The sequence below is a fragment of the Alteromonas gilva genome (assembly GCF_028595265.1).
Lineage (GTDB): Bacteria > Pseudomonadota > Gammaproteobacteria > Enterobacterales > Alteromonadaceae > Alteromonas > Alteromonas gilva.
Window position 1 is genome coordinate 2,498,098 of the sequence record NZ_JAQQXP010000001.1, and the last position, 25,596, is coordinate 2,523,693.

Consider the following 25,596-nt stretch of genomic DNA (forward strand, 5'->3'; position numbering starts at 1 on the left):
AAAGCCCGCCCGGGAATGTTCCCGGGCGGGCTTTGGTTGGACGGTGTAGCCGGCTCACCAGGTGAGATCATCCGGAATTTCGTAATCAGCGTACCAGTCGTCCTCGGCAGACTTTTCCTTGTTCTCTTCGCGAAGATCGGCACGATATATCACCAGACTTTCGTCACGTTCAGCGATCTTATCCGCAACCGGGGTTGGCACAAGTGCATAGTCATCGTCCAGCTTCACCACGGCTAAGCGGGCATCCACCACCAGCTTATGCACCGCATCACTGACGTACATGCGTTTAACCACGTTTTGGTCGGTGAAATTAAGTACTGTGTCACCTTTACCTTTGGCCTGCGCATTTACAGTGATTAACTGCTTTATTTGCGCGGCTACGGCTTTCTTTTCTAGCTCTGCCTGGCGCTGCTGGTTTAACTCGCGGTCGCGTTGTTTTTTCGCTTCGGCGACTTGCTGGGCAGCCAGTTTACTTTCATCCTCGGACACTGCTGCGCCCTTGTTTTTCAGCTTTTGCTTTTTGCGCTTATCCGTACGCGCTTGCTTAGCCTTACTTTTATCGGCTAAGCCCGCTTTGAGCAATTGTTCTTGTAACGATGCCATTAACTTTTACCCGTTTATTTCTTTTTGGTGTCTTTTTCCTGCCACTTGCCATCCTGATACCAGGCTGACCAACCGGTTGCTTTGCCCTTGTCGTCTTCAGACATCACATATTGCTGTTTCGTTTTACGACTAAACCGGACAATCGCAGGGTTACCGTTAGAATCGGTTTGCGGCGCATCGGCCAGATAGTAAAACTTAGGCGAAATTCGGTCTCTGAAGCGAGCCAGTTCCTCTACCTTAGGCGCACGGGTTTCCCTGGATTTAGGGAAATTATGCGCCGCCAGGAAGATGCCAGACGCACCATCGCGTAACATAAAATGGGCGTCGCTCTTTTCACAGGGCAACTCCGGTAAATCCACCGGATCTTCCTTCGGTGGCGCAGGCTCGCCGTTGCGCAGTAACTTACGGGTATTTTTACATTCACTGTTGGTACAGTCGAAGTACTTACCAAAACGGCCGTTTTTGAGTTCCATGTCACTGCCGCACTTGTCACACTCAATCAGCGGGCCATCATAACCTTTGATTTTAAATGTGCCCTGCTCAACATAGGTACCCGGGCAGGCGGGTGAATTACCGCAGACATGCAGTTTGCGCGTTTCATCAACCAGATAACTGTCCATGGCAGTACCGCACTCACCACAGCGACGCTTAGCCCGTAAATCTTCGGTTTCCTGTTCGTCGTCATTATCTACCGCCACGACTTCCTCGCCGGGCGTCAGATTCATGGTGTTGGTGCAACGCTCTTTGGGCGGCAGGTTATAGCCTGAACAACCTAAAAACACCCCGGTACTGGCGGTACGAACATTCATTGGCCGTCCGCATTTACCACATTCAATATTTACCGGCACCGCCTGGTTAGGTCGCATGCCGCCTTTCTCTGGCTCTTGTTCAGCGAGTAACAACTTGCCATAAAAGTCACTGTAAAATTTGTCGAGGACATTTTTCCAGTTATCGTGACCTTCCGCTATTTCATCGAGACGCTGCTCCATGTTGGCAGTAAAGTCATAGTTCATCAGACCATCAAAGTTTTCCATCAGACGGTCGGTAACAATTTCGCCCATTTTTTCTGCGTAAAAACGCTTATTTTCAAGCCGTACGTAGCCACGATCCTGAATAGTCGAAATAATACTGGCGTAAGTTGACGGGCGGCCAATACCACGTTTTTCCAGCTCTTTTACCAGCGATGCCTCGTTGAACCGGGCAACAGGCTTGGTAAAATGCTGCTTCGGATCGAGGGCTTTGAGGGCCAGATTGTCGCCCTGCTTTACATCAGGCAGCAGCTTGTCTTCATCGCCCTTTTTGCCTTTCTGCGGCTGTACCCGGGTCCAACCATCAAATTTTAATACGCGGCCTTTGGCAACCAGCTCAAACTCACCGGCTTTAACCTTAATGGTTGTCGCATCATATTTGGCTGGCGTCATCTGACACGCCACAAACTGGCGCCAGATTAACTCATACAATCGCTGAGCATCGCGCTCCATATCTTTAAGGCTTGCAGCAAGGGTATTAACGTTCGATGGCCTGATCGCTTCGTGCGCTTCCTGAGCGCCCTCTTTACTGCCATAACGGATAGGTGAAGACGGCAAATACTTGTCGCCAAAATTGCCATCAATGTAATCCCGACAGGCACTGAGCGCTTCCTGGCTTAAATTGGTCGAATCGGTACGCATGTAGGTAATATGGCCGGCTTCGTAAAGTCGTTGCGCCATCATCATGGTTTTTTTCACGCCAAAGCCCAGCCGCGTACTGGCCGCCTGCTGCAGAGTTGACGTAATAAACGGTGCCGACGGGCGGCTTTGTGTTGGCTTGGACTCGCGGCTAACTACTTCGTAATCAGCCGGTTTTAACGCTGCCAGGGCCGCGTCAGTTTGCGCTTTATTGACCGGTTTAAAGGGCTTGTCACCTTCACGTACCACCTGCATGCGCAAGGCATCGCTGGCGGCAGTGGTGAGATCAGCATGCACATCCCAGAATTCTTCGGGTACGAATGCTTTGATCTCTCGTTCGCGTTCTACGACCAGACGCACTGCTACCGATTGTACGCGGCCTGCAGATAACCCACGGGCGATTTTTTTCCACAGTAGTGGCGACACCATAAAGCCCACCACCCGATCAAGAAAACGCCGGGCTTGTTGTGCTTCAACGCGGTCCTGATTAACATCACCCGGATGCTCAAAGGCTTCTTTTATAGCGTTTTTGGTAATTTCGTTAAAGACCACTCGTTGGTAAGTTTTACCTTTCTGGCCCAGAATTTCCTGTAAATGCCAGGCAATCGCTTCTCCCTCGCGGTCCAAATCCGTTGCGAGATAAATTGTGTCAGCGTCTTTAGCAAGCTTTTTTAATTCGTTAACAACTTTTTCTTTGCCTTCGAGGACCTGATAATGCGCTTTCCAGTCGTGCTGGGGATCAACGCCCATGCGATCAACGAGCTTTTTATACTCGTATTCACGCAGGTATTTGGCCTTTTCCTCGTCGGAATACGTTTTCAGTTCTTTAGCCGGTTTTTTCGGTTCTACCTTACCAAGCGCCTTGGTCGGCAGGTCACGAACGTGGCCAACCGAAGATTTCACAATAAAATTTTTACCGAGATATTTATTTATTGTTTTCGCTTTGGCCGGTGACTCGACTATGACTAGTGATTTGGTCATAAATAAAGATTAAACCTTTGAATAAATTAATTTTTTGATGTCTAGCCAGGAAGAAAATAAGGCAATTTCACTCACACAGTCTGGCGCTTCTTTTTTTAACATATATCTACAAAGTGAATGGAAAACAAGTTCTTCTTCATACTTATTCGCAAAGAATGTTTTTTGCACCATTATAATAGACCATATTTTGTACAACCGGATTGGCAGCACCAGTAAAACACGTATAATGCGCCGGGTTAGCAAAAATAACAGGTTAAAATACAACATCTAAAGCGATGATAACAGCGCCCTGGCCAGCCAATTATGCATATCTTAGCGTTATCAGGCATGGCAAAGCACAGAACAAATTAAACAAGGCAGGTTGTAATGCAATATTGTGAAGCAAATTTTGACGGACTGGTAGGCCCAACCCACAATTATGCCGGATTATCATTCGGTAATGTGGCATCATTTTCTAACGCCAACGCCGTAAGCAATCCCAAAGAAGCTGCTAAGCAAGGCTTGCAAAAAATGAAAGCGCTCGCCGACATGGGCATGGTACAGGGCGTATTAGCGCCTCAGGAGCGCCCTGACGTTGCGATGCTGCGCAGGTTAGGATTTACCGGCAGCGATGCGAAAGTCCTCGAGCAGGCCGCACAGCAAGCCAGAGAGGTATTCCTTGCCTGCTGTTCAGCTTCCAGTATGTGGACAGCAAACGCTGCCACGGTATCACCAAGTGCCGATACCGCCGATGGGCGTGTTCATTTTACGCCGGCTAACCTTACCAATAAGTTTCACCGCTCACTTGAGCCGCAGGTCACCGGTAATATTTTAAAGGCCACCTTTGCCAATAGCCGTCATTTTGCCCATCACACCCACCTGCCCGACAACGACCACTTCGGTGATGAAGGCGCCGCTAACCATACCCGGTTGTGCAGTGCATACGGCCACGCGGGTGTTGAGGTATTTGTCTACGGTCGCCATGCGTTCCGCCATGATTTACCCAAACCGGTTAAATACCCGGCCCGGCAAACCTTTGAGGCGTGTCAGGCTGTCGCCAGACTACACGGACTCGACGATGACTCAGTGGTGTATGTGCAGCAAAATCCGGATGTCATTGATCAGGGCGTGTTCCACAACGACGTGATTGCCGTGGGTAACCAGAATGTGTTGTTTTACCATCAACTGGCCTTTCACAATACCCAGGCCGTACTGGATGAAATTCGTCGTAAGTTTGGTGATAACCCGCTGCACTTCATTGAAGTAAAAAGTGATGAAGTTGGTCTGACAGATGCGATTAAAACCTATCTGTTTAATACCCAGTTACTGACGTTACCCGACGGTAACATGACCATTATTGCTCCGACAGAATGCCAGGAAAACAGCACTGTTGCCAATTACCTGGCCGAGTTAACCACACGGGATACACCGATTAAAAGCGTTAACTACTTTGATGTAAAACAGAGTATGCGCAATGGCGGTGGCCCTGCGTGTTTGCGCTTGCGTGTGGCACTCACCGACAACGAACTTGCCGCAGTGAACCCCAACACGATAATGAACGATACCCTGTTCAGCAAACTCAACAGCTGGGTAGATAAACATTACCGCGATCGGTTAACGGAGCATGATTTGCGCGACCCGCAACTGCTGATTGAGTCGCGTGCGGCGCTCGATGAGCTAACCCAACTGCTCAGGCTCGGCTCGGTATACCCATTTCAACAGGGCTAACCAGCGCTGCAGTCAGCCAATAAAAAAGCCGCTTATTTAAGCGGCTTTTTAATGTTGAGCGCATACTCTTTAGTGTCAGTCACGTAAGCGTTTCATCGCGTTACAGATTATCTGCCACCGTACAATTCTCTGTTGTGCCAACAAATCGAGGGTGTGTTTCGCCATACGGGGTACCTGCTCCCCATGGACTCGCTGGCGGCGCAACAGACTCCTCATCGATATCGTCACCGGCAACAGAATAGGTGTAAACCATAGACGCCGAAGCCTCACTGCCGGTTGATTGGCCGTTTACCGTGATAACCCCGGTATAAAACATGCCATACTCTCTGGGGTAGCGCAGTTCAAGTGTAGCCTGGCCGTTTTCATCGGTTACTGCTTCCCCCTGGAAGGACAAGGCGCCAATAATACCGGGGGTCAGATAGCTATCTGCATCCAGATCTTCGCCTTCAATGCCCGTGTCAGGGTCTACCGGCAGCAGATCTAAAATACCGTCATTGTTGATATCCTCGTTGATACACTTCTCGGCATAACCGGCCCGAACTTCGGTAAACGCTGGTTCATCTGCCGTGGCGGGAACATAATAGTTATACCCCACATACCAGATTTCCGCTTCGTCATCCCAGAACCAGCTGCCCTTTCTGTAGGCATATTCTTTAGGGTAGCGAACCGGTGACAACGACGCGGTTAAATTTACATCAGCTACCGGCCGGCCAGCAGAATCGGCGACAAACACCGCAAACTCTTTAAGGTAGGTTGAGTTGTCGGGGCTGGAAATTAAATTACCGGTTCCCATGGATATATCAAAGGCTCTGTTGCCAACCGTCAACGTAACATTACCCGCGACATTCCCATCCTCAAGACTCGTCGCAGTAATCAGGACTGACTCCAGACTGTTTACGGCACCTGAGGTAAATACCGTAGAGGCGACACCGTTACTGTCGGTAGTTGCCTGCGACGGCGACAAGGTACCGGTACTTGAATCGTTAACATTGAACGTGATCACCGCATTTTTAACCAGGTTGCTATCCTGATCACGCACCAGCGCCGTAATGGTGCTTGTTTGACCATCAGGGCCCAGTATATCCGGCGATGCATCAACCAGTATCACGTAAGGGTCAGTGGCGACGAATTCAACTTCCATACGGGCCGTGACTACCACGTCTCCGTCATCGTTGAATCCGGTGGCGGTAATTGACGAGCGGCCGGCATTGTTTGAGGTAATTGTAAATGTCGCATTGCCCTGGGCATCCGATACGACCGTGTTAGTGCCGTTTATGATTTCCCCTCTTGAAGCGGTGAAGGTGACATTTGCGCCAGCGTTTGGCGAACCGTCTTTTTGCCAGTTGACAGTGATATCTGTGGCAGAATTGATTTCACATTCAGGAATACTGGCGGTTTCCCGTTCGTCATGGGCATTACAAATTCTGGTCTCAGCAACCGCAGCGGTGTCGACGAAGACAAATTCATCCTCCTGTACCGTGATCAGCGTATCTGTTTGTGCATTGAGTTCAGCCACCTGGGCATTAATGGTTACCGGACCTGACTGCGTGGCGGTATAAGTAACAGCAGCCTGACCATTGGCTTCGGTGCGCACTGTATTGCTGTTAAGCGTGCCGCTTGTCGCTGATAATGAAATCATCTGATTGGCAATGGCATTACCGTCAGAATCCTGAATTCTTAACGTGTATTCTGCTGAATCGTTAAGCACCAGTGAGGATGGACCGTTGATCACAACCTCTGTACCATCTACTTTAATTTCAACCAGATCATTAAAACTGCCGGCCTGGGCCGTGACCTCAAAGGTGCGATTACCGGCGTTGTTTTTTGACGTTAAAATAGCGCGTGCAGTGCCATCTTCAGCGGTAACAGGCTGAGTTAATTGCAATTCCACTTCTGCATCATTACTAACGGCAAAGTTAACCTCGATGCCTTCCATTAATACACTTTGCGCATCTTTAACAACAGCAATTAACTCCACTTCATCAGAACCACTGGAGGGCAGTTGCAGCGAACTGGCGTAAAGTGCTAATTGTGCTGGCTGGCGTCCTGTGGAGCCTGAACCAGCTGAAGAAAACGTGGTTGAGCCCGTTACACCACTGGATAAAGAGGCGGTAATTTCTCCATCGCCAGACGCCGCGCCCACAGTAATTCCAATGGTAGCGATACCTTCAGCGTTTGTGCGCGCAGTGCCGGTGTCGTTGCCAAAAACCAGTAAGTCAGCCTGTTCAACTGAAAATCTCACTAACTGATCGGCGACCGGCGTGCCCGTTGATGTGGTAACCGTGGCAATCACCGTTAGTGGATTGCTAATAGTCAGGTTACGGTCGGTTTGGTTACTTTGGTTAACAATATCAAGTGTTATTGAAACCCCTGGTTCGGTAGGTTGTGTTGGCGTGGGTGTCTCATCTCTGGATACTGAGCCTCCGCCGCCACAGGCAACCAGCATTAATAGTGTCCATAGGGCGGTTATTAAGCGTAGAGATTTCATTTTCATCGTCTTCCTGGACCTCTTTACCGTTATTGGGTCATTTTTAGTATTTAAAACTGCTATGAATCTGGCACACTAACCAAGAACTATAAATAAAATAACATTTCAGGGAATTTACATGTCTCAGTCTTCACATAAGCTCAGTTTAACTGCACGAATATTTATCGGTATGGTGGCCGGAATCATCATCGGTGCGCTACTACAGCTCGTCTTTGATGATAGCGGAGATTTACGCTTTTCGATATTTTCAGTCGAGGTTTCCACGTATGACATTCTAATAGATGGTATATTTTCGACTCTCGGGCAAATATTTATCTCCAGTTTGAAAATGCTGGTGGTGCCCTTAGTGTTTGTATCGCTGATATGCGGTACCAGTAGTTTATCCGAGCCCTCCAAACTGGGTCGGCTGGGTGCTAAATCCATCGGCCTTTACATTCTTACCACGGCCATCGCCGTTAGCCTGGCCATTATGGGCGGTCTGCTCGTGTCACCAGGTGAGGGGCTGAATCTCCAAAGTGAAACAACGTATGTCGCCAAAGAAGCGCCCTCGTTGTCACAGGTTATTGTCGATATGTTCCCGTCTAATCCGATCAATTCCATGGCCGAAGGAAACATGCTGCAAATCATTGTGTTTGCAGTATTACTGGGTGTAGCCATGGCCATGACCGGCGATGCGGGTAAACGTTTAGCCGCTTTCTTCGAGGATGTGAATACCGTTATCATGCGTTTGGTTACTATCATAATGAATCTTGCCCCGTATGGTGTCTTCGTCTTGATGGCCAAATTGTTTGCCACTATCGGTTTAGAAACCATCGGCGGATTGTTATCGTATTTCTTCCTGGTGCTGGCCGTGCTGGTTATCCATGCGCTGGTCACCTATCCGGTCTTACTCAAAGTCTTCAGCGGAATGAATCCACTCATCCTGCTTCGAAAGATGCGCGATGCAGCGCTGTTTGCCTTTAGTACCTCAAGCAGCAGCGCTACGCTGCCGGTGACCATGGAAACCGCGCGTAATAAGCTGGGCATTGGTAAATCCGTATCGTCATTTACCCTGCCCTTGGGCGCCACCATCAATATGGATGGCACCGCTATTATGCAAGGTGTGGCGACGGTGTTTATTGCTCAGGTTTACGCCGTAGATTTAACCTTAGGTGACTACGTAATGGTGGTATTAACCGCTACCCTCGCTTCAGTAGGTACTGCAGGCGTGCCGGGCGTGGGCTTAATTATGCTGGCCATGGTGCTACAACAGGTGAATCTGCCGGTTGAAGGTATCGCGCTGATCATCGGTGTCGATCGCTTACTGGATATGACCCGCACCGCGGTAAATATTACTGGTGATTGCACCGTTGCAACGATTATCGCCAAATCTGAAGGTGAATTAGACGAAGCCGTGTTTAACGATCCTGACGCTGGTGTAAAACAAGAAGACGTGGATTTTGATAATTTTAAACACAACAGCTAGTCGACATCTCGTGACTTAAATTACGCTCCCCCGGCAGTGACACTGGTGCTGCCGGGTGAACCTTCAGAGTGTACCTCCCCGACACCTACTTTTTTTCAAGCGGCTAACGCAGACCTTCTCATCTTGATTTACGCAATTAAATGCAGCATCAGGCATAATCATTGCTAAACTTCATTTACTATAATACCCGACACTGGACAGTCACTGGTGGACCAACACTGGACAGTCACTTGACTGTGCTACTCTGGTAATGGGATTTACTTAAGATATAGCGGAGTCATCATGCTAAAAATCAAGCAATCTGTGTTATTGAGCAGCGTATTTATTATTTTATTTACCGTGATTGGTTGTGCCTCAATGGGCAGTGGAAGTGTTGCTGAAAAGCGACAAGCCATACTGACCATGCAAGACCAGGCTCTTAGCAGGCTCTACAGTGAAAAACCTGATACCCGCTCGCAAGTCGCCAGTTCAGCGGGTTATGCGGTATTCAGTAATGCCAACATCAACGTGATATTTTTTGCCGCAGGTACAGGCTATGGTGTGGTTAATAATAACCAAACGGGTACTAAGACTTACATGAATATGGCTGAGGGTGGTGTGGGCTTAGGTCTGGGTGCAAAAGACTACCGGATAGTCATGATCTTCCATACACAAGACGCAATGAATTACTTTATAGAGCACGGCTGGACCGCTGGCGGTAATGCGGACGCCACTGCAAAAGCAGGCAGTAAAGGCGGTTCACTGGACGGCGAAGGTTACCTTGGTGCTGTCACAGTTTACAGCATGACCGAAAGCGGGCTGGCCTTACAGGCAACCGTAAAAGGCACCAGGTTTTGGAAAGACAAAAATCTAAACTAACCACTGTCAAAATATGGACCGAAATATGGACAGTCACTTTCTGAAAAAGTAGCAGTATAGCTGGAAGCAGTATAGCTGGACAGGCACCGTCTATTCCTGAGTACAGTTGGTTTATAAGCTAATTACGGCACAATAAATCTATCACTAACTCCACTAAGAATAAGACAGTGCCCAGACCTCGCAAGTGCCTTATCAATTTGTCAGACACGCCGTATTATCATTGTATCTCTCGCTGTGTGCGCCGGGCCTGTTTGTGCGGTGAGGATAAAGTCACTGGGAGAAGTTTTGAGCATCGCCGCCAATGGGTTGAAGACCGACTCCTGCTTTTGGCGGAGGTTATGTGTGTGGATGTGTGTGCGTATGCTGTCATGAGTAATCATACCCATGTAGTATTGCGCATTAACCAACAAAAAGCCGATACCTTATCAACGCAAGAGATCATCAGGAGGTGGCACAAGCTCTATAAAGGCATGTTGTTGTGTCAGCGTTATATCAAGCCTGAAGAAAGCGATGCCATGACGGAAGCAGAAGTTGAGACGGTAAAAGCGCTTGCAGAAGTTTACCGTAAAAGGCTATACGATATTAGCTGGTTTATGCGCTTGCTCAATGAATATATCGCCAGGCAGGCCAATAAAGAAGATGATTGTACCGGGCATTTTTGGGAAGGCAGGTTTAAGTCACAAGCCTTACTGGATGAGGCATCTTTAACGGCATGTATGGCCTACGTTGATTTAAATCCAATTCGTTCGGGTCTTGCTGATTCACCGGAGTCATCCGCGCATACAAGTGTTCAACAACGAATTAATGCGGCTAAATTAAACCAGCAACCCCGAGCACTGCTCCCTTTCGCGGGCAACCCGAGACGCAACATGCCCGATGGTTTGCCTTTTCGTATTGAAGATTACCTGGCCATCGTTGACCTCACAGGCCGGCATTTCACGCCCGGTAAGCATGGTAAAATTGAAGATACCACTGCATCTATACTCACCCGAGTTGGTTTAGAAACGGCTGACTGGCAGGCTATGGTCGCTGGCATTGAGACTGAGTTCAAAACCACGGTCAGCATTGAAAAGTTAAGTCTTGTTCAACAGCGAGTTCGAAGATATCGGGCGGCTTAGCCAACGCTCCTGAGCTCACCTCAATCACAAAACTAGCCGGGCCACATCCACACGCAAGGCTGGTTGTTAGTAGTGTTTATTTTTTGCCAATTAACCTAACATCTTGTCTATTCAGGCAAGCCACTTCTTCATTCCTGGCTGTAGCAGTATTTGCTGCAGAATTTAGTTCAATAAAAAACTCAATAACTCACACTGCATTTTATTTTTGCTAATCATGCCAAGTGACTGTCCAAAAATAATCTCAAAGTGACTGTCCAAGAATAAAAAATAACGTTGATATCAGTGCAATGCACGGGCGGGCTGAACATTCGCGGCCTTATGCGCCGGATATAAAGTGGCTAACACCGACAGTAAAATTGCAACGCATACAGTAATAACAACGTCTGCTACCTGCAGGTTCGAGGGTAAGAAGTCGATAAAATAGATATCACCCGATAACACCTGCACGCCCAACCAGCCTTCTATAGTACTCACGATAGACGATAAGTTCGGTGCGGTGATCACCGCAAGCAGTGTGCCCCAGAAAACGCCGGTTAAACCGTTAATAACGCCCTGATACACAAATGACAGTCGAATTTGCTGGTCTGTGGCACCCATGGTTTTTAAGATGGCAATGGCAGATTGCTTTTCTTTTACCGCCATCACCAGAGACGACACAATGTTAAAGCACGCCACTGCAATCACTAATGATAAGGCAATGTATACCACGACTCTGACTAACCGAATATCGTCATACAGGTGGCCCTGGGTACGCGTCCAGTCAGACATATACACTGCCTGCGGAAAGCCATACCCCACCTCACGAATAACCGAATATGCTACGAAGGGATCGGTCATCTGAAAGCGCAACCCCTGCGCGCCGGACTGAACGCCCGCTTGTTCGGAGGCAGTAGCCAAATGCATGATACCTATAAGGTTATCCAGCTCTCCCCCCACATTAACGCTACCGGCTACCGTGAGATACAGGTTTTTAGGCGCCGCAAAGGTCAGGTCGTCGGTAACCGCCGGGATAACCACGGTGATCTTATCGCCCACCTCTAACGACAGCTTTTTGAGAATACCCTCTCCCAACAGCACCTGACCGGCATCGGCACGCAACCGCTGCCAGCTTTCCGGTGAAATAGCGCTTTGCCAGCGCGGCAAAATGTCGGCACTTATCTTTAAGCCGGTTAACTCAACGGCTTTGAGGTTGGCACCTTGCTGAATCATACCGGTAATCTTGGTGTAAGGTTCGATGTCTTTAATGCGGGGATCAGCCAGCAGAGCCTGACGGTGCGCCTGCCAGTCTGTAATACCCTGCTGGTTTACCGAAAACAGCTCTGCATGAGGGATGATGGCCAGCAAGCGATCGCGTAATTCGCGCTCAAAACCGTTCATCACGCTAAGCAGTACAATCAGAACAAAACACCCAAGGCCAATGCCCAGTGTAGAAGACAACGAGACGAACGAAATATAACGATTACTGCGCTTACCCCGACGGAACCGGTTTGCCAACAAGAAACTTAAACTCACAGCGTGCCTCGCTGACGTTGCGCTAATTGCCCATCGGTCAATTCCATCACCCGATCCATGTCACCCGCCAGTGCAGTATCATGGGTAACCACAATAAAGCTGGTGCCCATTTGTTCGCTCAGCTCGCACAACAGCTGGTAAATTTGATCGCCGGTCTTCTTGTCAAGGTTACCGGTTGGCTCGTCAGCCAACACAATATCAGGGTCGTTCACCAGGGCCCGGGCAATGGCAACACGCTGGCGTTCGCCACCGGAGAGTGCCGCAGGCTGGTGACTTAAACGGTGTCCAAGGCCAACTTTTTGTAGTAAATCAGCCGCGCGCGCTTCAGCCTGCTTTTTTTCTACACCGGCAATCAACAAAGGCATCGCCGCATTTTCCACGGCACTAAACTCGGCTAATAAATGATGGAACTGATAGATAAACCCCAGCTCACGGTTACGCAGCGTTGCCAGGGCGTTGCTCGACAATCCGCTCAGCGACCTGCCATTAATGATAATATCGCCGACAGTAGGCAAATCAAGCCCACCAAGAATATGCAAAAGCGTACTTTTCCCAGAGCCGGAGCTGCCCAGGATTGCCACTTTTTCACCGCGCATTAATTGAAAGGAAACTTTATTCAACACCGATACCACAACATCACCATCGTGGTAAGTCTTTGTGACGTCACGGCATACTAACACTGCCTGTTCTGCCATCCTGTCCTCTTTATTGATTATTTTTACCTGTGCGAAACAGGTGCCATTTTGTGAGGCATAAGTGTACTTGATAGCGTTTAGCAGGTATAGCGTTTAGCAGGTATTGCCTGAGCTAATGATATACAGCAAGGATAATGCGTTATAACAAGGATATACAAAGGAAATATATTAGGGAAGGTAAACTAAGAAATGGCGGAGCGGACGGGACTCGAACCCGCGACCCCCGGCGTGACAGGCCGGTATTCTAACCAACTGAACTACCGCTCCAACGGCATAACTTGTTCAACCCAGACAGATGGCGGAGCGGACGGGACTCGAACCCGCGACCCCCGGCGTGACAGGCCGGTATTCTAACCAACTGAACTACCGCTCCATACGTCTGAGTAATAATTGAAAGTGGCGGAGCGGACGGGACTCGAACCCGCGACCCCCGGCGTGACAGGCCGGTATTCTAACCAACTGAACTACCGCTCCACATCTTCAACTATTTCAGTGAGTTAACATCGTAGTAAAACTACTGTGCCCCTCACTGCGGCGCAGATGATACGTATTACCCCGATTCTAGTCAACGGTTTTTTTCACAAAAATGTCATTCCGCGAATCGTTTGCCTGAATATTCGCCATGTTGTTTGAAAACAAATCGAAATGGTTAAGGCTTGTTCTTTTTGAACTTACTTAATAAGCCACTAAAACGTCCGGGCTGCTTATCGGTGTTGGTTTTATCGGCAGCTTTTGTGGTTGCCCGGTTCCCCCGGTTTGCTTTTAGTCGTTTAAACACAATAATCAATGTAACCGTTAAGCCGCCTATTAATAAAATGCTGCCGTTAACAGTTAATAACCAAAACATCAGGGTTTCATCATCCATGCCTTCCGGCTCAGGCGGGGGCTCTGGCTGTTGAACCACCTCACTAACATCATTCTGCAGTGTTGATTCAGCGACTTCCGGCTCAGGCAACTCCGGCTCAGCAACCAAAAAGGTGTATTCAGGTACATCCAGGATAAAATCCCGGCCATTCACTGTTTTGCCGTAAGCCGTGAGTTTGACCCGAAAAATACCGTAATCATAAGCAATGATAAGGTGCTCGCGAGGTGCTGCACTGGGCTCGGTAATAGAAAAGTTTTGCACATCGCCATTCGGATAGCTTACCTTGCCGTCAATCAGCAGCGACCGTATGTCCACTAAATCACGCTGAGCATCGATAAGCAGCTTGTGGTAATCGTTGCCGCCGCCATCGAGCTCCACATCAATAATAACCGGGTTAGGATGCAGCCTGAGCGGCGCATTATGCTGCTCACGGGTAAACATCGGTGAGGTAACCCGAAAGATAGGCTGCCACTCGCCGGCCGGCACCGACAGGTTAAACTGGCCGGTAAAGATGCCATCAAGCGGCGCCTCGTCCATGCCCCGACCGTTATCTTCAAAGGTTGCAATTTCCTGATCGGCGGCACCAAAATTATTAAAGTTAGGATTGTTGGTGCTAACGAATTCAATACTCAATTCCACCACATCGCGGAACTGGCTGTAATCAATGCGTTCACCACCATTAGTAAGGTAAGCGGTCTGTTTTAAGATTTCTCCGGAAAATACAATGGGAGGCAGCGGATCTGCGTGCAGTTTGAGCTCTGACAGCACCATCACTCTGCTGCCCTGCAGGATTTGGCCAACGGCCTGCCATGGTCCTGGCACCGGGTTTTTAATACTGATTAAATCGTAGGTGTCAGAATCAAACCAAAAGACATTTTCGCCGTCTACCTGACTTTGAAATATCTTGGAACCGTCGGGTCGCACCAGCACCACGGGCGCAGAGCCGAACTCGCGAAAAAACACCATGGTGACTTCATCAACGTTGTAATCAATACGAAAGCGGTTTTGTAATAACTTGATCCCGTTCTCGTACTCATTGCCAATCAGCTCTATGGGCGACTTTTTAGCGGCGTCGGCAATCGTTGTATCATTGGTGACAGGCATTTGCGCGGCGTTATCGGCCACCTCCTGCGCACTGACACCTAATGTCAGTGTGACTGCAAACCATACTATCAGTAATACTCTGTTCACCAGTGTTATGCCTTGTACTAACCCTTACAGCGCGTGCGCGTCTACTGGCGCCATATTGGGTTATCCACTAAATCCAGACGCGCCTCATGTTGTGCTAATTCATCGGCACTGGCTTGAATAACCTTTAATTTATTTCCATTGCGGGCAATGCGGCGGATCACTTCCGGGCCCGAACCAGCCGACTGATTGTTTCCGCTCAGATTCAGATCGGTCTGACCACCGGTCATCATTAAATAAACGTCTGCGAGGATCTCGGCATCCAGTAACGCGCCGTGTAATTCCCGGTGGCTGTTGTCGATACCATAGCGTTTACATAAGGCATCAAGATTGTTCTTTTGGCCGGGGTGGAATTCCCGGGCCAGCACCAGCGTATCGAGTACCCCACAGATGTCTTTGGTTTTTACTCCGGCCGTCGGGCCATGCATGGCAAATTCATGATCCATAAACCCCACGTCAAAGGGCGCATTATGAATAACCAACTGGCCACCCCGGATAAACTCAATAAACTCATCGGCGATATCGGCAAAGACCGGTTTATCTGCTAAGAACTCATTGGTAATACCATGAACTTCTATGGCTTCCTGCTCTATCTCTCGTTTTGGATTAATGTAAACGTGGAAATGATTACCGGTAAGCCGGCGGTTAATCACTTCTACACAGCCAATCTCTATGACCCGATGCCCTTCTTTAGGATCAATACCGGTTGTTTCAGTATCTAAAACGATTTGACGCATAAACCACTCTTAACTTAATGCTGTTTGGGGTAGTATACCAAGCCACTGCAAAGTGACCACGCCTAAAGCTAAAAAAGGAGTCTCTGTGGCAAAACAAGCTGTGCATATTTTTACGGATGGATCGTGTTTGGGTAATCCGGGGCCTGGTGGTTATGGTGCCATTTTACTTTACGGCAAACACCGCAAGGAAATCAGCGACGGATTTCACTTAACTACCAATAATCGCATGGAATTGCTGGCCACCATCGAAGCGCTGAACTTACTTACCAAGCCCTGTCAGGTAGAGCTCACTACCGACAGCCAATACGTAAAAAATGGCATTAATCAGTGGATCCATAACTGGCGCCGCAATGGTTGGCGTACCAAAGATAAAAAGCCGGTCAAAAATGCTGACTTATGGCAAGCGCTGGATGAGGCGGTAAAGACCCACGAGGTTAACTGGCATTGGGTGAAAGGTCATAGTGGCCATCCTGAGAATGAGCGTTGTGATGATCTCGCCCGTGAGGCCGCCGAAAACCCGCGTCAGGAAGACACCGGTTATAAGCCCTGAGGACCGGTCTTATCCACTGATAAAAAATACAACAACAGCGGTAGTCCGCAAGATACCCCCACTAAAGTGGTACACAGTATAACGCTGAGCAGTGCCTGCATAGGTAACTCTTGACGGCACTGACACGTAAAAACGTATACAACTAATGCTGAAATTACTACATCCAGCCACGCAAACGCACTGATTAAGTTCCCCCTCAACTGGGCCCAAAACGTGCCGGGATCAATTCCATTTTCCAGCAGCCACGCTATAAAGGGAATGAGCGGCACAAATGCACCTAACAGCGCTAACCACAAATATGCCGTTGCATAGCGGCTATTTAATACCAAAGTGTTCATTCTAACCGCCCTTAAACAGAATCAGGTGGCCGTTGGCTATAACGACCAGTCAACAATGATTTTACCGCAGCTGTCATTTGCCTGTAACTGCTGGTGCGCTTGTGCCACCTCATCAACGGCATACACCCTTTCAACAGGGACCGATAATTTTCCGTCGGCAAATGCCGCCAGGCAGTCACGGCAAAAATCATCGACTAACCGGGCTTTATAATGATTATCCCGGTTCCGTAGCGTAGTACCGCGGATGCTGGCGCGTTTACCCAGTAACAAGGCCATATCCAGTTGATCAGCATAGCGACCCGCTAACATGGCCAGATACACCAGATTACCGTCCATCGCGAGTACCTTGAGATTGCGGTTAAGATAATCACCGGCCACCATATCAAGCACCATATTAACGCCGCCCGGCCACACAGACTTAAGCTCGACGGCAAAATCCTGCTCTTTATAATTAATCAACAGCTCGGCGCCAGCGGCCTTACAGACATTAAGTTTTTTAGTACTCGATGCCGTGGTAGCCGTATTTACCCCCCACAGACGACACAGTTGTAGTGCGGCGAGTCCGACCCCGCTGGCACCCGCATGGATAAGCGCACTGTCACCGGGCTTTATTTGCCCTACCCACTTAAGCGCCTGATAGGCCGTTAAGAACACTTCACTGAGTCCTGCCGCTTCCGTGTCACTGAGGTTTTCGGGGACGCCAATGAGGTGGTCGGCTTCAATTGCGACATATTCCGCGTAACCACCGCCGGCAACAATGGCACATACCCGCTGACCCGGCGCCCAGTTATCGACCTCTTTGCCCACGGCTTCTATAACACCGCAAACCTCCAGCCCCAGGACAGGGCTTTCGCCCCTGGGCGCCGGGTAGTGACCTGCGCGCTGCAGCAGATCGGCGCGGTTAATGCCAAATGCGCTTACCTTTACCAACACCTGCCGGGCGCCAGGCTCAGGTTTAGTGCCGCTAACCAGCGACAAACCGCCCTGCATGTCGCCTTCGGTATGCTCAATGTAGTGCATGGTATTATTGCTCATAGCGTGAATAGTTTTCCTCATTGTGGTTTGTCGGGTTGAGTTTACCGGCGTGAACAATAACACATCGTGTATTTGCGCCGTGCACAGACACCGAAAAATCAGTATACTGCGCGCCAAATACGTCCAGTAAAAGTTCAGAATATGTCTGCCACAGTGATATTACAAGAAGGCCGGGAAAAGTCACTCAACCGCCAACACCCCTGGGTGTTTGACGGCGCCATTGCCAGTGTGGAAGGTCGCTGTCGCAGTGGCGACACCGTTGAAGTGCTCAGCAGCGAAGGCCAATGGTTAGGCCGTGGAGCCTTTTCGCCTGAATCCCAAATTCGTGTACGGATCTGGACCTTTGATAAGCAGGAAAGTATCGACAATGCCTTCTTTTGTCGACGAATTGAACAAGCATTGCAATTGCGTCAGCGCGTTATGCAGCAGGCCAAAACGAATGCCTGTCGATTAATTGCGGCCGAATCCGACGGTTTACCCGGCGTGACTATCGACTTATACGACAAGCTGGCGGTGTTGCAATTGCTCAGCGCCGGTGCCGATAAGCACCGCAGTAAAATCGTTTGGGCATTAAAAAAACTGCTGCCGGACATTGCTATCTTCGAACGCAGCGACGTCGATGTACGTGCCAAAGAAGGCTTAACCCCTCTGATCCAATCCTTACATGGCGATGTGCCCGAGGAAGTTGAAATTATCGAGCACGGCGTAAAGATCATTGTAAACCCGCACACCGGCCATAAAACGGGCTTTTATCTCGATCAGCGCGAAAATCGTTTGGCCGCGGCCCGTTATGCCGAAAATGCGCAGGTACTCAACTGTTTCAGCTATACCGGAACCTTTGCCTGCTATGCCCTGAAGGGTGGTGCACAGCATGTGACCAACGTCGACGTGTCGCAACCCGCGCTGGACATGGCCGAACGCCATATAGCCCTGAACGGCTTTGCATCCGGGCAGTGTAACAACGTTAAAGGTGACGTGTTTGAAGTGTTACGGGATTATCATTCCCGCCAACAGCAGTTTGATATGGTGATCCTCGATCCGCCTAAGTTTGTAGACAGCAAAGCCTCACTGAAACGGGCGAGTCGCGGCTATAAAGATATTAATATGTATGGGATCCACGCCGTCAGGCCTGGGGGTATTCTCCTCACCTTCAGTTGTTCTGGTTTAATGGCACAATCATTGTTTCAAAAGATCGTGGCCGATGCGGCGCTGGATGCCGGGCGACGGGTGCAAATACTGGAATACTTATCGCAGGCGCCGGATCATCCGATTGGCCTGAATTATCCTGAGGGGCATTATCTGAAAGGCATGGTCTGTCAGGTACTGTAAAGTAACCTTGCGTTAAACCTGCTGTCGCGCTTCATGAACTTTGATTAGCGTGTTTTTATGACACAAACGCACCAACGAATGTTAAACAGCTAAACACCCGCCGCCTGACCTGGCAGCGGGTGCACAGTATTCAACTATTTCATTTCGGAAATTTCTACCCCAACCACACAGCTGCTATCTGATTCCGGCTCACAACGAACCACTTTTGCCACCGCTGAAAGCGAAGGTATTTGCGAGCTTGTAGAGTCAATGCTTACGCTAACTTCGGTACCAATTTCAATCGAAGGTTCGTCGACTTCCAGGGACATTCCTGTGGCGCTGATATCCTTACAAACAGCCTGTAATGTGCGGCTCGACTCATCATCAATTATTTGCAACTGACAGGGAGAATTCACCATCATCCTGAAAAAATTACGCTTGTCATCGTATCCCAACATTCACTCTTCTCCTCTCACCTCAACTACGATTGTGCGGGCAGTGACCACCCTACTACTTTAAAGGTTATAGGGCGACATCCCGTCGTTGTCAATGTTATTTGCGGTGAGTGCAAAGCTAAACGTTAAAAAATCGTAAAATACGATGACTTTTTAAATTGTTACACGAAAATTATTGAAGACTTATCCTCGTCACCTCTTCGCCCGTTAAAAGGCCTCTAACACATTCATAATGCGTTTAACCGATATCGGGTAGGCAGTACCAAGCTGTTGTGCAAACAGGGAAACCCGCAATTCTTCAATCATCCAGCGAACATCCTCGAGTTCACCAGGAATTTTGTCTGCATGGTATTTGTTGCTGGCAGCAGCCAGCGCTTGTTCAGCTTTGTCGATAGTCAGTTGCTGTAAGCGATCACGATTGGCATCCACCGGCAGTTTTTCGAGGCGTCGCGCCAAAGCCTTAAGGTATCGATTCCAGTCAGTGAGCCGGGCATAACCAATGTCCGCAACAAAACCGGGATAAACCAGTGACGACAGGTGTTGTTTGATATGGTTCAGTCCCGCTACCATCTCCAGTGAGACCTGGCCTTTCATTTTTTTCTGACACTGGTGGGCCAGCGTCAGGCCAGTTTCCACCTGCTGGGCAATGACCAGTACCGAGTCATTGATATTGGCTCTGACATGGTCCAGACACGCTTCAAAACTGGCTTTGTCGCGTACCACGATACCCGATTGCTGCTGAAATTCACGGCTCAGGGCATCGGTACCGGCCACAATGCAATCGTCGATCAGTGCCTTAATCTGCCCGAAAGGGTTAAAGTACAATCCCAGTTTAGCCTTATTGGGGAGCTTTTTTTCAAGGTAGCTGACCGGTGACGGCATACTCAGCATCAACAAGCGGTTAAGCCCCTGCTGATGCAACTGCTCTGCCTTGTGTTGCTCTGATACCAGTTCGATGTCTACCCGACCATTATGAAGCACCAGCGCCGGATACGCCTGCACCTCAAAACCGCCGTGCTTTTGGGTAAAGTGAGCGGGTAATGTGTCAAAGTCCCACTCGGTAATGTTCTTACGTTCCAGCTCTGGTGTTGCCGCCTGTTCGAAGGTTTCTTTTACCCGGCCCTGCAACTGCTGTTTAAGTAGCGCCAGATCGTCTCCCCGTGCCAGTACCTTGTTGTCCGCATCAACCACTGCAAAGTGCATAATCAGATGGCGCTCAACCTGCTCTAATTGCCAGTCTTCTGGTTCCACTTTAACGCCGGTCATACGCAGCAATTTGGTGGTTAGTGCATCGAGTAATTTAACCGGCTTGCCTGATTTTTCGTCTGTACTTTGCATATCAGCCAGGCTTGCCTGGGCATAGTTAGGCGCCGGCACAAAATTACGTCGCAGACGTTTGGGCAAACTCTTAATTAGCTGCACGACCAGTTCTTCGCGTAACCCCGGTACCTGCCAGTCAAACCCCTCCTGCACTACCTGATTCAGCAGCGGCAGTGGAATATTAACGGTAACTCCGTCATCCTCGGCATTCGGCTCAAAGTGATAGGTCAGAGGCAGTTTGATGTTGCCCTGCTGCCAGACGTCAGGAAAGGCGTTGGCCGCCGACGTACCCGGCTGCTCCTTAAATACATCAGCCTCGGTTAAGCGTAAAAACTCCGTGCCCGGCTGACGTTTCAGCCACTTCTTAAACGCCGCATCATTATTGACTTCCTGGGGAATTTTTTGAGCGTAAAAGTCCACCAGCACTTGCTCGTCGACCATCAAATCGCGACGACGGGTTTTTTGCTCCCAGTCGTCAGCCAGATCAAGTAATGCCTGATTGTCTTCTAAAAAATCATGGCGGAGTTTGGTTTCGCCATTGACCAACGCTTCACGAATAAACAACTGATGACAGACCGACGGATCAATTTTGCTGTAGCTAACATGGCGCTGGGCAACGATTGGCAAACCAAACAAGGTGACACTTTCGCTGGCCATAACCGCACCGCGTTTTTTTGACCAGTGCGGTTCAGCATAGCTGCGCTTCACCAAATGCTCCGCCAGAGGCTCCAGCCACTGAGGATCTATTTTCGCGACCATCCGGCCAAATAGTTTAGAGGTTTCCACTAATTCTGCGGCAATCACCCATTTGGGATTCGCTTTTGCCAGCCCCGACCCCGGGAATATCATAAACCGGGTATTGCGCGCGCCCAGGTATTCACGGTCTTTGTCTTTCATCCCCACATGCGACAACAAGCCAGTGCACATGGCCTGATGAATGGCCTGGTAATCGGCGGGTTGACTGGTAATTCGCAGATCTATTTCAGCCACTGACTTTCGCAGTTGGCTGACAATGTCCTGCCACTCGCGCATGCGCAGATAATTAATGAAATAGCTGTGGCACCATTTACGCAACTGACTGTTGGACAGCAATTTTTGCTGCTCCTTAAAGGCCTGCCACAAATTCCACAGGGCAATAAAGTCAGACTCTTTGTCGGCAAATTCGCTGTGCTTTTCATCGGCCTGACTGCGTTTATCCTGCGGGCGCTCGCGGGGATCCTGAATGGACAGTCCGGCCGCAATCACCATCACTTCCATCAGTGCGTTATGTTCACCCGCGGCCACCACCATCCGCGCATAGCGTGGATCTACCGGTAAACGGGAAATCATGCGGCCAATTTTGGTTAACGAGATCCGTCCTTTATGACGAGAGATGGCTTCGATTTCTTCGAGTAATCGAAATCCGTCGTTAATCTGGCGGCTATCCGGAGGCTGCACAAAATCAAACTGATTAATATCACCCAGGCCCAGACTGGCCATTTGCAAAATCACCGAGGCTAAGTTGGTACGCAATATTTCAGGATCAGTAAATGCCGGGCGCGAGTCGTAGTCTGCTTCGGCGTACAAACGTATACAAATCCCTTCAGACACCCGGCCACAGCGCCCTGCCCGCTGGTTCGCGGACGCCTGTGAAATTGGCTCAATAGGCAAACGCTGCACCTTGCTGCGCGCACTGTAACGGGATATCCGCGCGGTACCCGGATCAATAACATATTTAATACCGGGCACGGTAAGTGAGGTTTCGGCCACGTTGGTGGACAATACAATGCGGCGCCCGCTGTGCGACTGAAAAATACGCTGCTGCTCAGAAGCCGACAACCGGGCATAAAGCGGGATCACTTCGGTATGCCGGTATTGCTGGCGGTTCAGCGCATCCTGGGTATCACGAATTTCCCGTTCGCCGCTTAAAAACACTAAGATATCGCCGGGAGGTTCGCGCATGAGTTCATCCACTGCGTGAATGATTCGTTCTACCTGATCAGCATCGTCTTCACGCTCTTGTGGGTCGTGGTAGCGTATTTCCACCGGAAACGTCCGACCGCTGACTTCAATAATCGGCGCATCATTGAAATAACGCGAAAAACGCTCCGGATCGATAGTCGCTGAGGTAATGATCACTTTCAGCTCGGGGCGTTTTACCAGTAGCTGTTTGAGGTAACCAATGAGGAAATCGATATTGAGACTGCGCTCATGGGCCTCATCAATAATTATGGTATCGTATTCATTTAAGAAACGGTCCTGCTGCATCTCGGCTAACAGCATACCGTCGGTCATCAGTTTCACCAGGCTATTGTCACTCACCTGGTCGGAGAAACGAATTTTAAAGCCGACTAAATCGCCAATTGTGGTTCCCAGCTCGTCGGCAATGCGGTTAGCCACACTGCGTGCCGCCAGACGTCGTGGTTGGGTGTGAGCAATAGTGCCAGCCTGACCGCGCCCCAGTTCCAGACAAATTTTAGGAATTTGGGTGGTTTTACCGGAACCGGTTTCGCCGGCAATGATCACCACCTGATTATCGGCAATCGCCTGCTTAATATCGTCTTTACGGTCACTGACCGGTAACGGCGGATATTCAATAGCAGGCACAGACGCCGCTCGTGCTTCGCAGCGCTGTATCGACGCATTAATGCGTTCGACAATCCTGGCCAGCAGCTGCTGGTTTTGCTCGTCACTGAGATCAGCGTGCTTTAAGCGCTGTATTTGGCGACGCAGTGGGAACCTGTCTTTTATCAGGCACTGTGATAACTGACTGAGCAGCGCGCTAAGTGGCGAAGGTTTGGGCATAATGAGGTAATAGACATCCGGTTACAGCAAAGACGCGATCCTAGAAGAACCGCACACAGATTTCCAGTCACATTATCGCGTTTTACCGTTACTTTACACGAAAGCAAGCCATATACTGAAACACAGGGCATTGACACAGACTTACAGCGATTGCTTAGTATACGCTATTTAGCAAGAGCGTATATCCACTACCTATGCTGTATTCGGCTGGCTGTGGCTATTTACATCAGGCTGATTTCGGGTATTCAGCGCGCAGATGCTTGTCGATGGCATCAAGGATTTGCGTACGGGTGATAGCGCCTACCAGCTTATTGTCGGCATCGACGACAGGATAAACTTTCGGCTTTTCCCTTAGCAGCTTTTCGGCCACTTCAAGAATCGACATACCCGGCGTTACAGTTAGTACCGGCGACTGCATAATCTCGCCTACCCGACAGATCTGCTCCCGGTAATAGGTTGACTCTACCATCGCCTTAATACAATCCTGCTCAGACAAAAAGCCACACAGAACACCGTTACTATCCAACACCGGGCCACCGGATTGATTGTGATATAGCAGCATTTCTACTGCCTCAGCAACCGACATTTTCTCGGTTAGCCTGACCGGATGCAGGCTCATGTATTTACTTACCAGCAACGATTCCATAACTCCTCCTTCTATGGCGCTCAGCTCGTTGAGCATGTTGCCATATCATTGTTATTATTCAGAGGCCGTTGCGCACTGCAGACTTGGATTGGCCTCTATTGTAAGCCTAGTTCAGAATCTGCAGAACATTAACTTTTTATTTACTAAATGATGGCACTGAAACGAGGATCAATCCGCAGCATCTTTTTGGTCACTCCAGTCCTTATAAATACCAACTTTAATGTTGCCGTCGGTATCAATTTGCGCCCGGTACATGCCCGCTGAGTTAAACACCGCAGCAATATTGCCGTCATGATCGACCGCAATAATGCCACCATCACCGCCGGCCTTTACCAGAACGTCATTTATCACGGTATTGGCCGCGTCATCGAGGCTGACATTCTGGTATTTCATACGCGAACAGATATCGGCGGCCACATGATACCGAATAAAATACTCGCCATGCCCCGTTGCCGATACCGCGCAACTGTCATTGTCAGCCCAGGTTCCGGCGCCAATCACAGGTGCATCACCAATCCGGCCAAAACGCTTGGCAGTCATGCCACCGGTAGATGTGCCCGCCACCAGGTTACCGTCTTTATCACGCACCACGGCACCCACGGTACCAAAGCGTTCGTTGCCCTGCTGACCGCCATGAGTAATGCCTGCCTGCAAAATACGCGCTTTTGCTTTGAGCAATGACTCATAGCGGCGTTCTGTGTTAAACAGGCTGTTATCAACCGGCTCCATACCGCGTGATTCAGCAAAGGCTTCTGCGCCAGCTCCGCTTAACATCACGTGCGGCGAATGCTCCATCACCGCTAGCGCCGCATCGATAGGACTGAGGATGGTTTTTACGCCAGCCACTGCGCCGGCATTACGTGAACCGCCGTGCATAATCGACGCATCGAGTTCGTGTTCGCCGTCAAAGGTGTAAACCGCGCCGATACCGGCATTAAATAACGGCGACTGTTCCAGTACTTTAATGGTTTCGACCACTGCCACTTCGCCCTTCACGCCGCTTTGCAATAACGAATAGCCTTTGGTGACTGCTTCTGTCAGTTTGGCAAGGTAAGCCTGTTCCCGTTCCGGGGTCATGTTTTTCTTTAAAATTGTGCCGGCACCACCATGTATAACGATGGCCACATCGGCAGCAATAACCGGTAAGGTCAATCCGCCAATACAGAGGCAAGCAACACGCAGTACGCTGCTGATCTTACCGGTGAGTTTTGGTTTTGCCATCATATTGTTATCCTCTGCTAGCAGTAAAAATCAGAATTCGTAATCTTACTGTACT

At 49.5% G+C, this 25,596-nt stretch carries 19 protein-coding genes and 3 tRNA genes; 6 read left to right on the forward strand and 16 right to left on the reverse strand.

Annotation, left to right across the window (positions count from 1 at the left end; all coding sequences use genetic code 11):
- Nucleotides 1–54 precede the first annotated feature (54 nt).
- On the reverse strand, nucleotides 55–603 hold the full coding sequence (locus tag OIK42_RS10970; RefSeq protein WP_273640491.1) for a DUF2058 domain-containing protein: 549 nt from the start codon (nucleotides 601–603) through the stop codon (nucleotides 55–57).
- 14 nt (nucleotides 604–617) lie between these two features.
- Nucleotides 618–3,251, reverse strand: coding sequence for a type I DNA topoisomerase (gene topA, locus OIK42_RS10975; protein ID WP_273640493.1), 2,634 nt, complete (start codon nucleotides 3,249–3,251; stop codon nucleotides 618–620).
- Between the two features lie 366 nt (nucleotides 3,252–3,617).
- On the opposite strand from topA, the gene astB reads away from it, so the two are divergent.
- A complete protein-coding gene (gene astB, locus OIK42_RS10980; protein ID WP_273640495.1) occupies nucleotides 3,618–4,958 on the forward strand; it encodes an N-succinylarginine dihydrolase in 1,341 nt (446 codons plus the stop codon).
- A 100-nt stretch (nucleotides 4,959–5,058) separates the two neighbouring features.
- On the opposite strand, the gene OIK42_RS10985 is transcribed toward astB, so the two are convergent.
- Nucleotides 5,059–7,452, reverse strand: coding sequence for an Ig-like domain-containing protein (locus OIK42_RS10985; RefSeq protein ID WP_273640496.1), 2,394 nt, complete (start codon nucleotides 7,450–7,452; stop codon nucleotides 5,059–5,061).
- 112 nt (nucleotides 7,453–7,564) lie between these two features.
- Here OIK42_RS10985 and OIK42_RS10990 point away from each other — a divergent pair, with 112 nt between their 5' ends.
- The 3 genes from OIK42_RS10990 (at nucleotide 7,565) to OIK42_RS11000 (ending at nucleotide 10,887) form a co-directional block, all read left to right on the forward strand.
- Nucleotides 7,565–8,911, forward strand: a complete 1,347-nt coding sequence (locus OIK42_RS10990) for a dicarboxylate/amino acid:cation symporter (RefSeq protein ID WP_273640497.1) — start codon at nucleotides 7,565–7,567, stop codon at nucleotides 8,909–8,911.
- Nucleotides 8,912–9,268: 357 nt separating this feature from the next.
- Nucleotides 9,269–9,769, forward strand: coding sequence for a lipid-binding SYLF domain-containing protein (locus OIK42_RS10995; protein WP_374211866.1), 501 nt, complete (start codon nucleotides 9,269–9,271; stop codon nucleotides 9,767–9,769).
- A gap of 368 nt (nucleotides 9,770–10,137) precedes the next feature.
- A complete protein-coding gene (locus OIK42_RS11000) occupies nucleotides 10,138–10,887 on the forward strand; it encodes a transposase (RefSeq protein WP_273640499.1) in 750 nt (249 codons plus the stop codon).
- 279 nt (nucleotides 10,888–11,166) lie between these two features.
- Here OIK42_RS11000 and OIK42_RS11005 read toward each other — a convergent pair whose 3' ends face one another.
- The 7 genes from OIK42_RS11005 to dnaQ all read right to left on the reverse strand — a co-directional run bounded on the left by OIK42_RS11005 (nucleotide 11,167) and on the right by dnaQ (nucleotide 15,884).
- On the reverse strand, nucleotides 11,167–12,399 hold the full coding sequence (locus OIK42_RS11005; RefSeq protein WP_273640500.1) for a lipoprotein-releasing ABC transporter permease subunit: 1,233 nt from the start codon (nucleotides 12,397–12,399) through the stop codon (nucleotides 11,167–11,169).
- The gene (gene lolD, locus OIK42_RS11010) at nucleotides 12,396–13,094 is read right to left on the reverse strand and encodes a lipoprotein-releasing ABC transporter ATP-binding protein LolD (RefSeq protein WP_273640501.1); all 699 of its coding nucleotides are present in this window, start codon (nucleotides 13,092–13,094) and stop codon (nucleotides 12,396–12,398) included. The genes OIK42_RS11005 and lolD overlap by 4 nt, the downstream gene beginning before the upstream one ends.
- A gap of 190 nt (nucleotides 13,095–13,284) precedes the next feature.
- A tRNA-Asp gene (locus OIK42_RS11015) sits at nucleotides 13,285–13,361 on the reverse strand.
- Between the two features lie 29 nt (nucleotides 13,362–13,390).
- Nucleotides 13,391–13,467, reverse strand: a tRNA-Asp gene (locus OIK42_RS11020).
- 24 nt (nucleotides 13,468–13,491) lie between these two features.
- A tRNA-Asp gene (locus OIK42_RS11025) sits at nucleotides 13,492–13,568 on the reverse strand.
- Nucleotides 13,569–13,743: 175 nt separating this feature from the next.
- The gene (locus OIK42_RS11030; RefSeq protein ID WP_374211852.1) at nucleotides 13,744–15,150 is read right to left on the reverse strand and encodes a TIGR03503 family protein; all 1,407 of its coding nucleotides are present in this window, start codon (nucleotides 15,148–15,150) and stop codon (nucleotides 13,744–13,746) included.
- Between the two features lie 41 nt (nucleotides 15,151–15,191).
- A complete protein-coding gene (gene dnaQ / locus OIK42_RS11035) occupies nucleotides 15,192–15,884 on the reverse strand; it encodes a DNA polymerase III subunit epsilon (RefSeq protein ID WP_273640503.1) in 693 nt (230 codons plus the stop codon).
- Nucleotides 15,885–15,969: 85 nt separating this feature from the next.
- Between dnaQ and rnhA the strand changes: the two genes are divergently transcribed.
- Nucleotides 15,970–16,434 carry a ribonuclease HI gene (rnhA, locus tag OIK42_RS11040; protein ID WP_273640505.1) on the forward strand — a complete coding sequence of 155 codons (465 nt, stop codon included), beginning with the start codon at nucleotides 15,970–15,972 and terminating at the stop codon, nucleotides 16,432–16,434.
- On the opposite strand, the gene OIK42_RS11045 is transcribed toward rnhA, so the two are convergent.
- Both OIK42_RS11045 and OIK42_RS11050 read right to left on the reverse strand, forming a co-directional pair.
- A complete protein-coding gene (locus OIK42_RS11045) occupies nucleotides 16,422–16,772 on the reverse strand; it encodes a DUF2834 domain-containing protein (protein ID WP_273640507.1) in 351 nt (116 codons plus the stop codon). The two genes, rnhA and OIK42_RS11045, sit on opposite strands and share 13 nt — an antisense overlap.
- Before the next feature lie 36 nt (nucleotides 16,773–16,808).
- Nucleotides 16,809–17,792: an NAD(P)H-quinone oxidoreductase gene (locus OIK42_RS11050; protein WP_374211867.1), complete on the reverse strand. Its 984-nt coding sequence runs from the start codon at nucleotides 17,790–17,792 to the stop codon at nucleotides 16,809–16,811.
- Between the two features lie 156 nt (nucleotides 17,793–17,948).
- On the opposite strand from OIK42_RS11050, the gene OIK42_RS11055 reads away from it, so the two are divergent.
- Nucleotides 17,949–19,136: a class I SAM-dependent rRNA methyltransferase gene (locus OIK42_RS11055; protein WP_273640510.1), complete on the forward strand. Its 1,188-nt coding sequence runs from the start codon at nucleotides 17,949–17,951 to the stop codon at nucleotides 19,134–19,136.
- Nucleotides 19,137–19,270: 134 nt separating this feature from the next.
- Here OIK42_RS11055 and OIK42_RS11060 read toward each other — a convergent pair whose 3' ends face one another.
- The 4 genes from OIK42_RS11060 to OIK42_RS11075 form a co-directional block, all read right to left on the reverse strand.
- On the reverse strand, nucleotides 19,271–19,573 hold the full coding sequence (locus tag OIK42_RS11060) for a PilZ domain-containing protein (protein ID WP_273640512.1): 303 nt from the start codon (nucleotides 19,571–19,573) through the stop codon (nucleotides 19,271–19,273).
- A 204-nt stretch (nucleotides 19,574–19,777) separates the two neighbouring features.
- Nucleotides 19,778–23,674, reverse strand: coding sequence for an ATP-dependent RNA helicase HrpA (gene hrpA / locus OIK42_RS11065; protein ID WP_273640513.1), 3,897 nt, complete (start codon nucleotides 23,672–23,674; stop codon nucleotides 19,778–19,780).
- A gap of 226 nt (nucleotides 23,675–23,900) precedes the next feature.
- Entirely contained in the window at nucleotides 23,901–24,320 is a 420-nt protein-coding gene (locus OIK42_RS11070) for a CBS domain-containing protein (RefSeq protein WP_273640514.1), read from the reverse strand.
- A 168-nt stretch (nucleotides 24,321–24,488) separates the two neighbouring features.
- Nucleotides 24,489–25,541: an isoaspartyl peptidase/L-asparaginase family protein gene (locus OIK42_RS11075; RefSeq protein ID WP_273641507.1), complete on the reverse strand. Its 1,053-nt coding sequence runs from the start codon at nucleotides 25,539–25,541 to the stop codon at nucleotides 24,489–24,491.
- Between the last annotated feature and the right edge of the window lie 55 nt (nucleotides 25,542–25,596).

Bases quoted from the DNA above. Each gene is read 5' to 3' on its own strand.
- OIK42_RS10970 (WP_273640491.1), bottom strand. From the start codon at position 603: ATGGCATCGTTACAAGAACAATTGCTCAAAGCGGGCTTAGCCGATAAA.
- topA (WP_273640493.1), bottom strand. From the start codon at position 3,251: ATGACCAAATCACTAGTCATAGTCGAGTCACCGGCCAAAGCGAAAACA.
- astB (WP_273640495.1), top strand. From the start codon at position 3,618: ATGCAATATTGTGAAGCAAATTTTGACGGACTGGTAGGCCCAACCCAC.
- OIK42_RS10985 (WP_273640496.1), bottom strand. From the start codon at position 7,452: ATGAAAATGAAATCTCTACGCTTAATAACCGCCCTATGGACACTATTA.
- OIK42_RS10990 (WP_273640497.1), top strand. From the start codon at position 7,565: ATGTCTCAGTCTTCACATAAGCTCAGTTTAACTGCACGAATATTTATC.
- OIK42_RS10995 (WP_374211866.1), top strand. From the start codon at position 9,269: ATGGGCAGTGGAAGTGTTGCTGAAAAGCGACAAGCCATACTGACCATG.
- OIK42_RS11000 (WP_273640499.1), top strand. From the start codon at position 10,138: ATGAGTAATCATACCCATGTAGTATTGCGCATTAACCAACAAAAAGCC.
- lolD (WP_273640501.1), bottom strand. From the start codon at position 13,094: ATGGCAGAACAGGCAGTGTTAGTATGCCGTGACGTCACAAAGACTTAC.
- dnaQ (WP_273640503.1), bottom strand. From the start codon at position 15,884: ATGCGTCAAATCGTTTTAGATACTGAAACAACCGGTATTGATCCTAAA.
- OIK42_RS11045 (WP_273640507.1), bottom strand. From the start codon at position 16,772: ATGAACACTTTGGTATTAAATAGCCGCTATGCAACGGCATATTTGTGG.
- OIK42_RS11050 (WP_374211867.1), bottom strand. From the start codon at position 17,792: ATGCACTACATTGAGCATACCGAAGGCGACATGCAGGGCGGTTTGTCG.
- OIK42_RS11055 (WP_273640510.1), top strand. From the start codon at position 17,949: ATGTCTGCCACAGTGATATTACAAGAAGGCCGGGAAAAGTCACTCAAC.
- OIK42_RS11060 (WP_273640512.1), bottom strand. From the start codon at position 19,573: ATGTTGGGATACGATGACAAGCGTAATTTTTTCAGGATGATGGTGAAT.
- hrpA (WP_273640513.1), bottom strand. From the start codon at position 23,674: ATGCCCAAACCTTCGCCACTTAGCGCGCTGCTCAGTCAGTTATCACAG.
- OIK42_RS11070 (WP_273640514.1), bottom strand. From the start codon at position 24,320: ATGGAATCGTTGCTGGTAAGTAAATACATGAGCCTGCATCCGGTCAGG.
- OIK42_RS11075 (WP_273641507.1), bottom strand. From the start codon at position 25,541: ATGGCAAAACCAAAACTCACCGGTAAGATCAGCAGCGTACTGCGTGTT.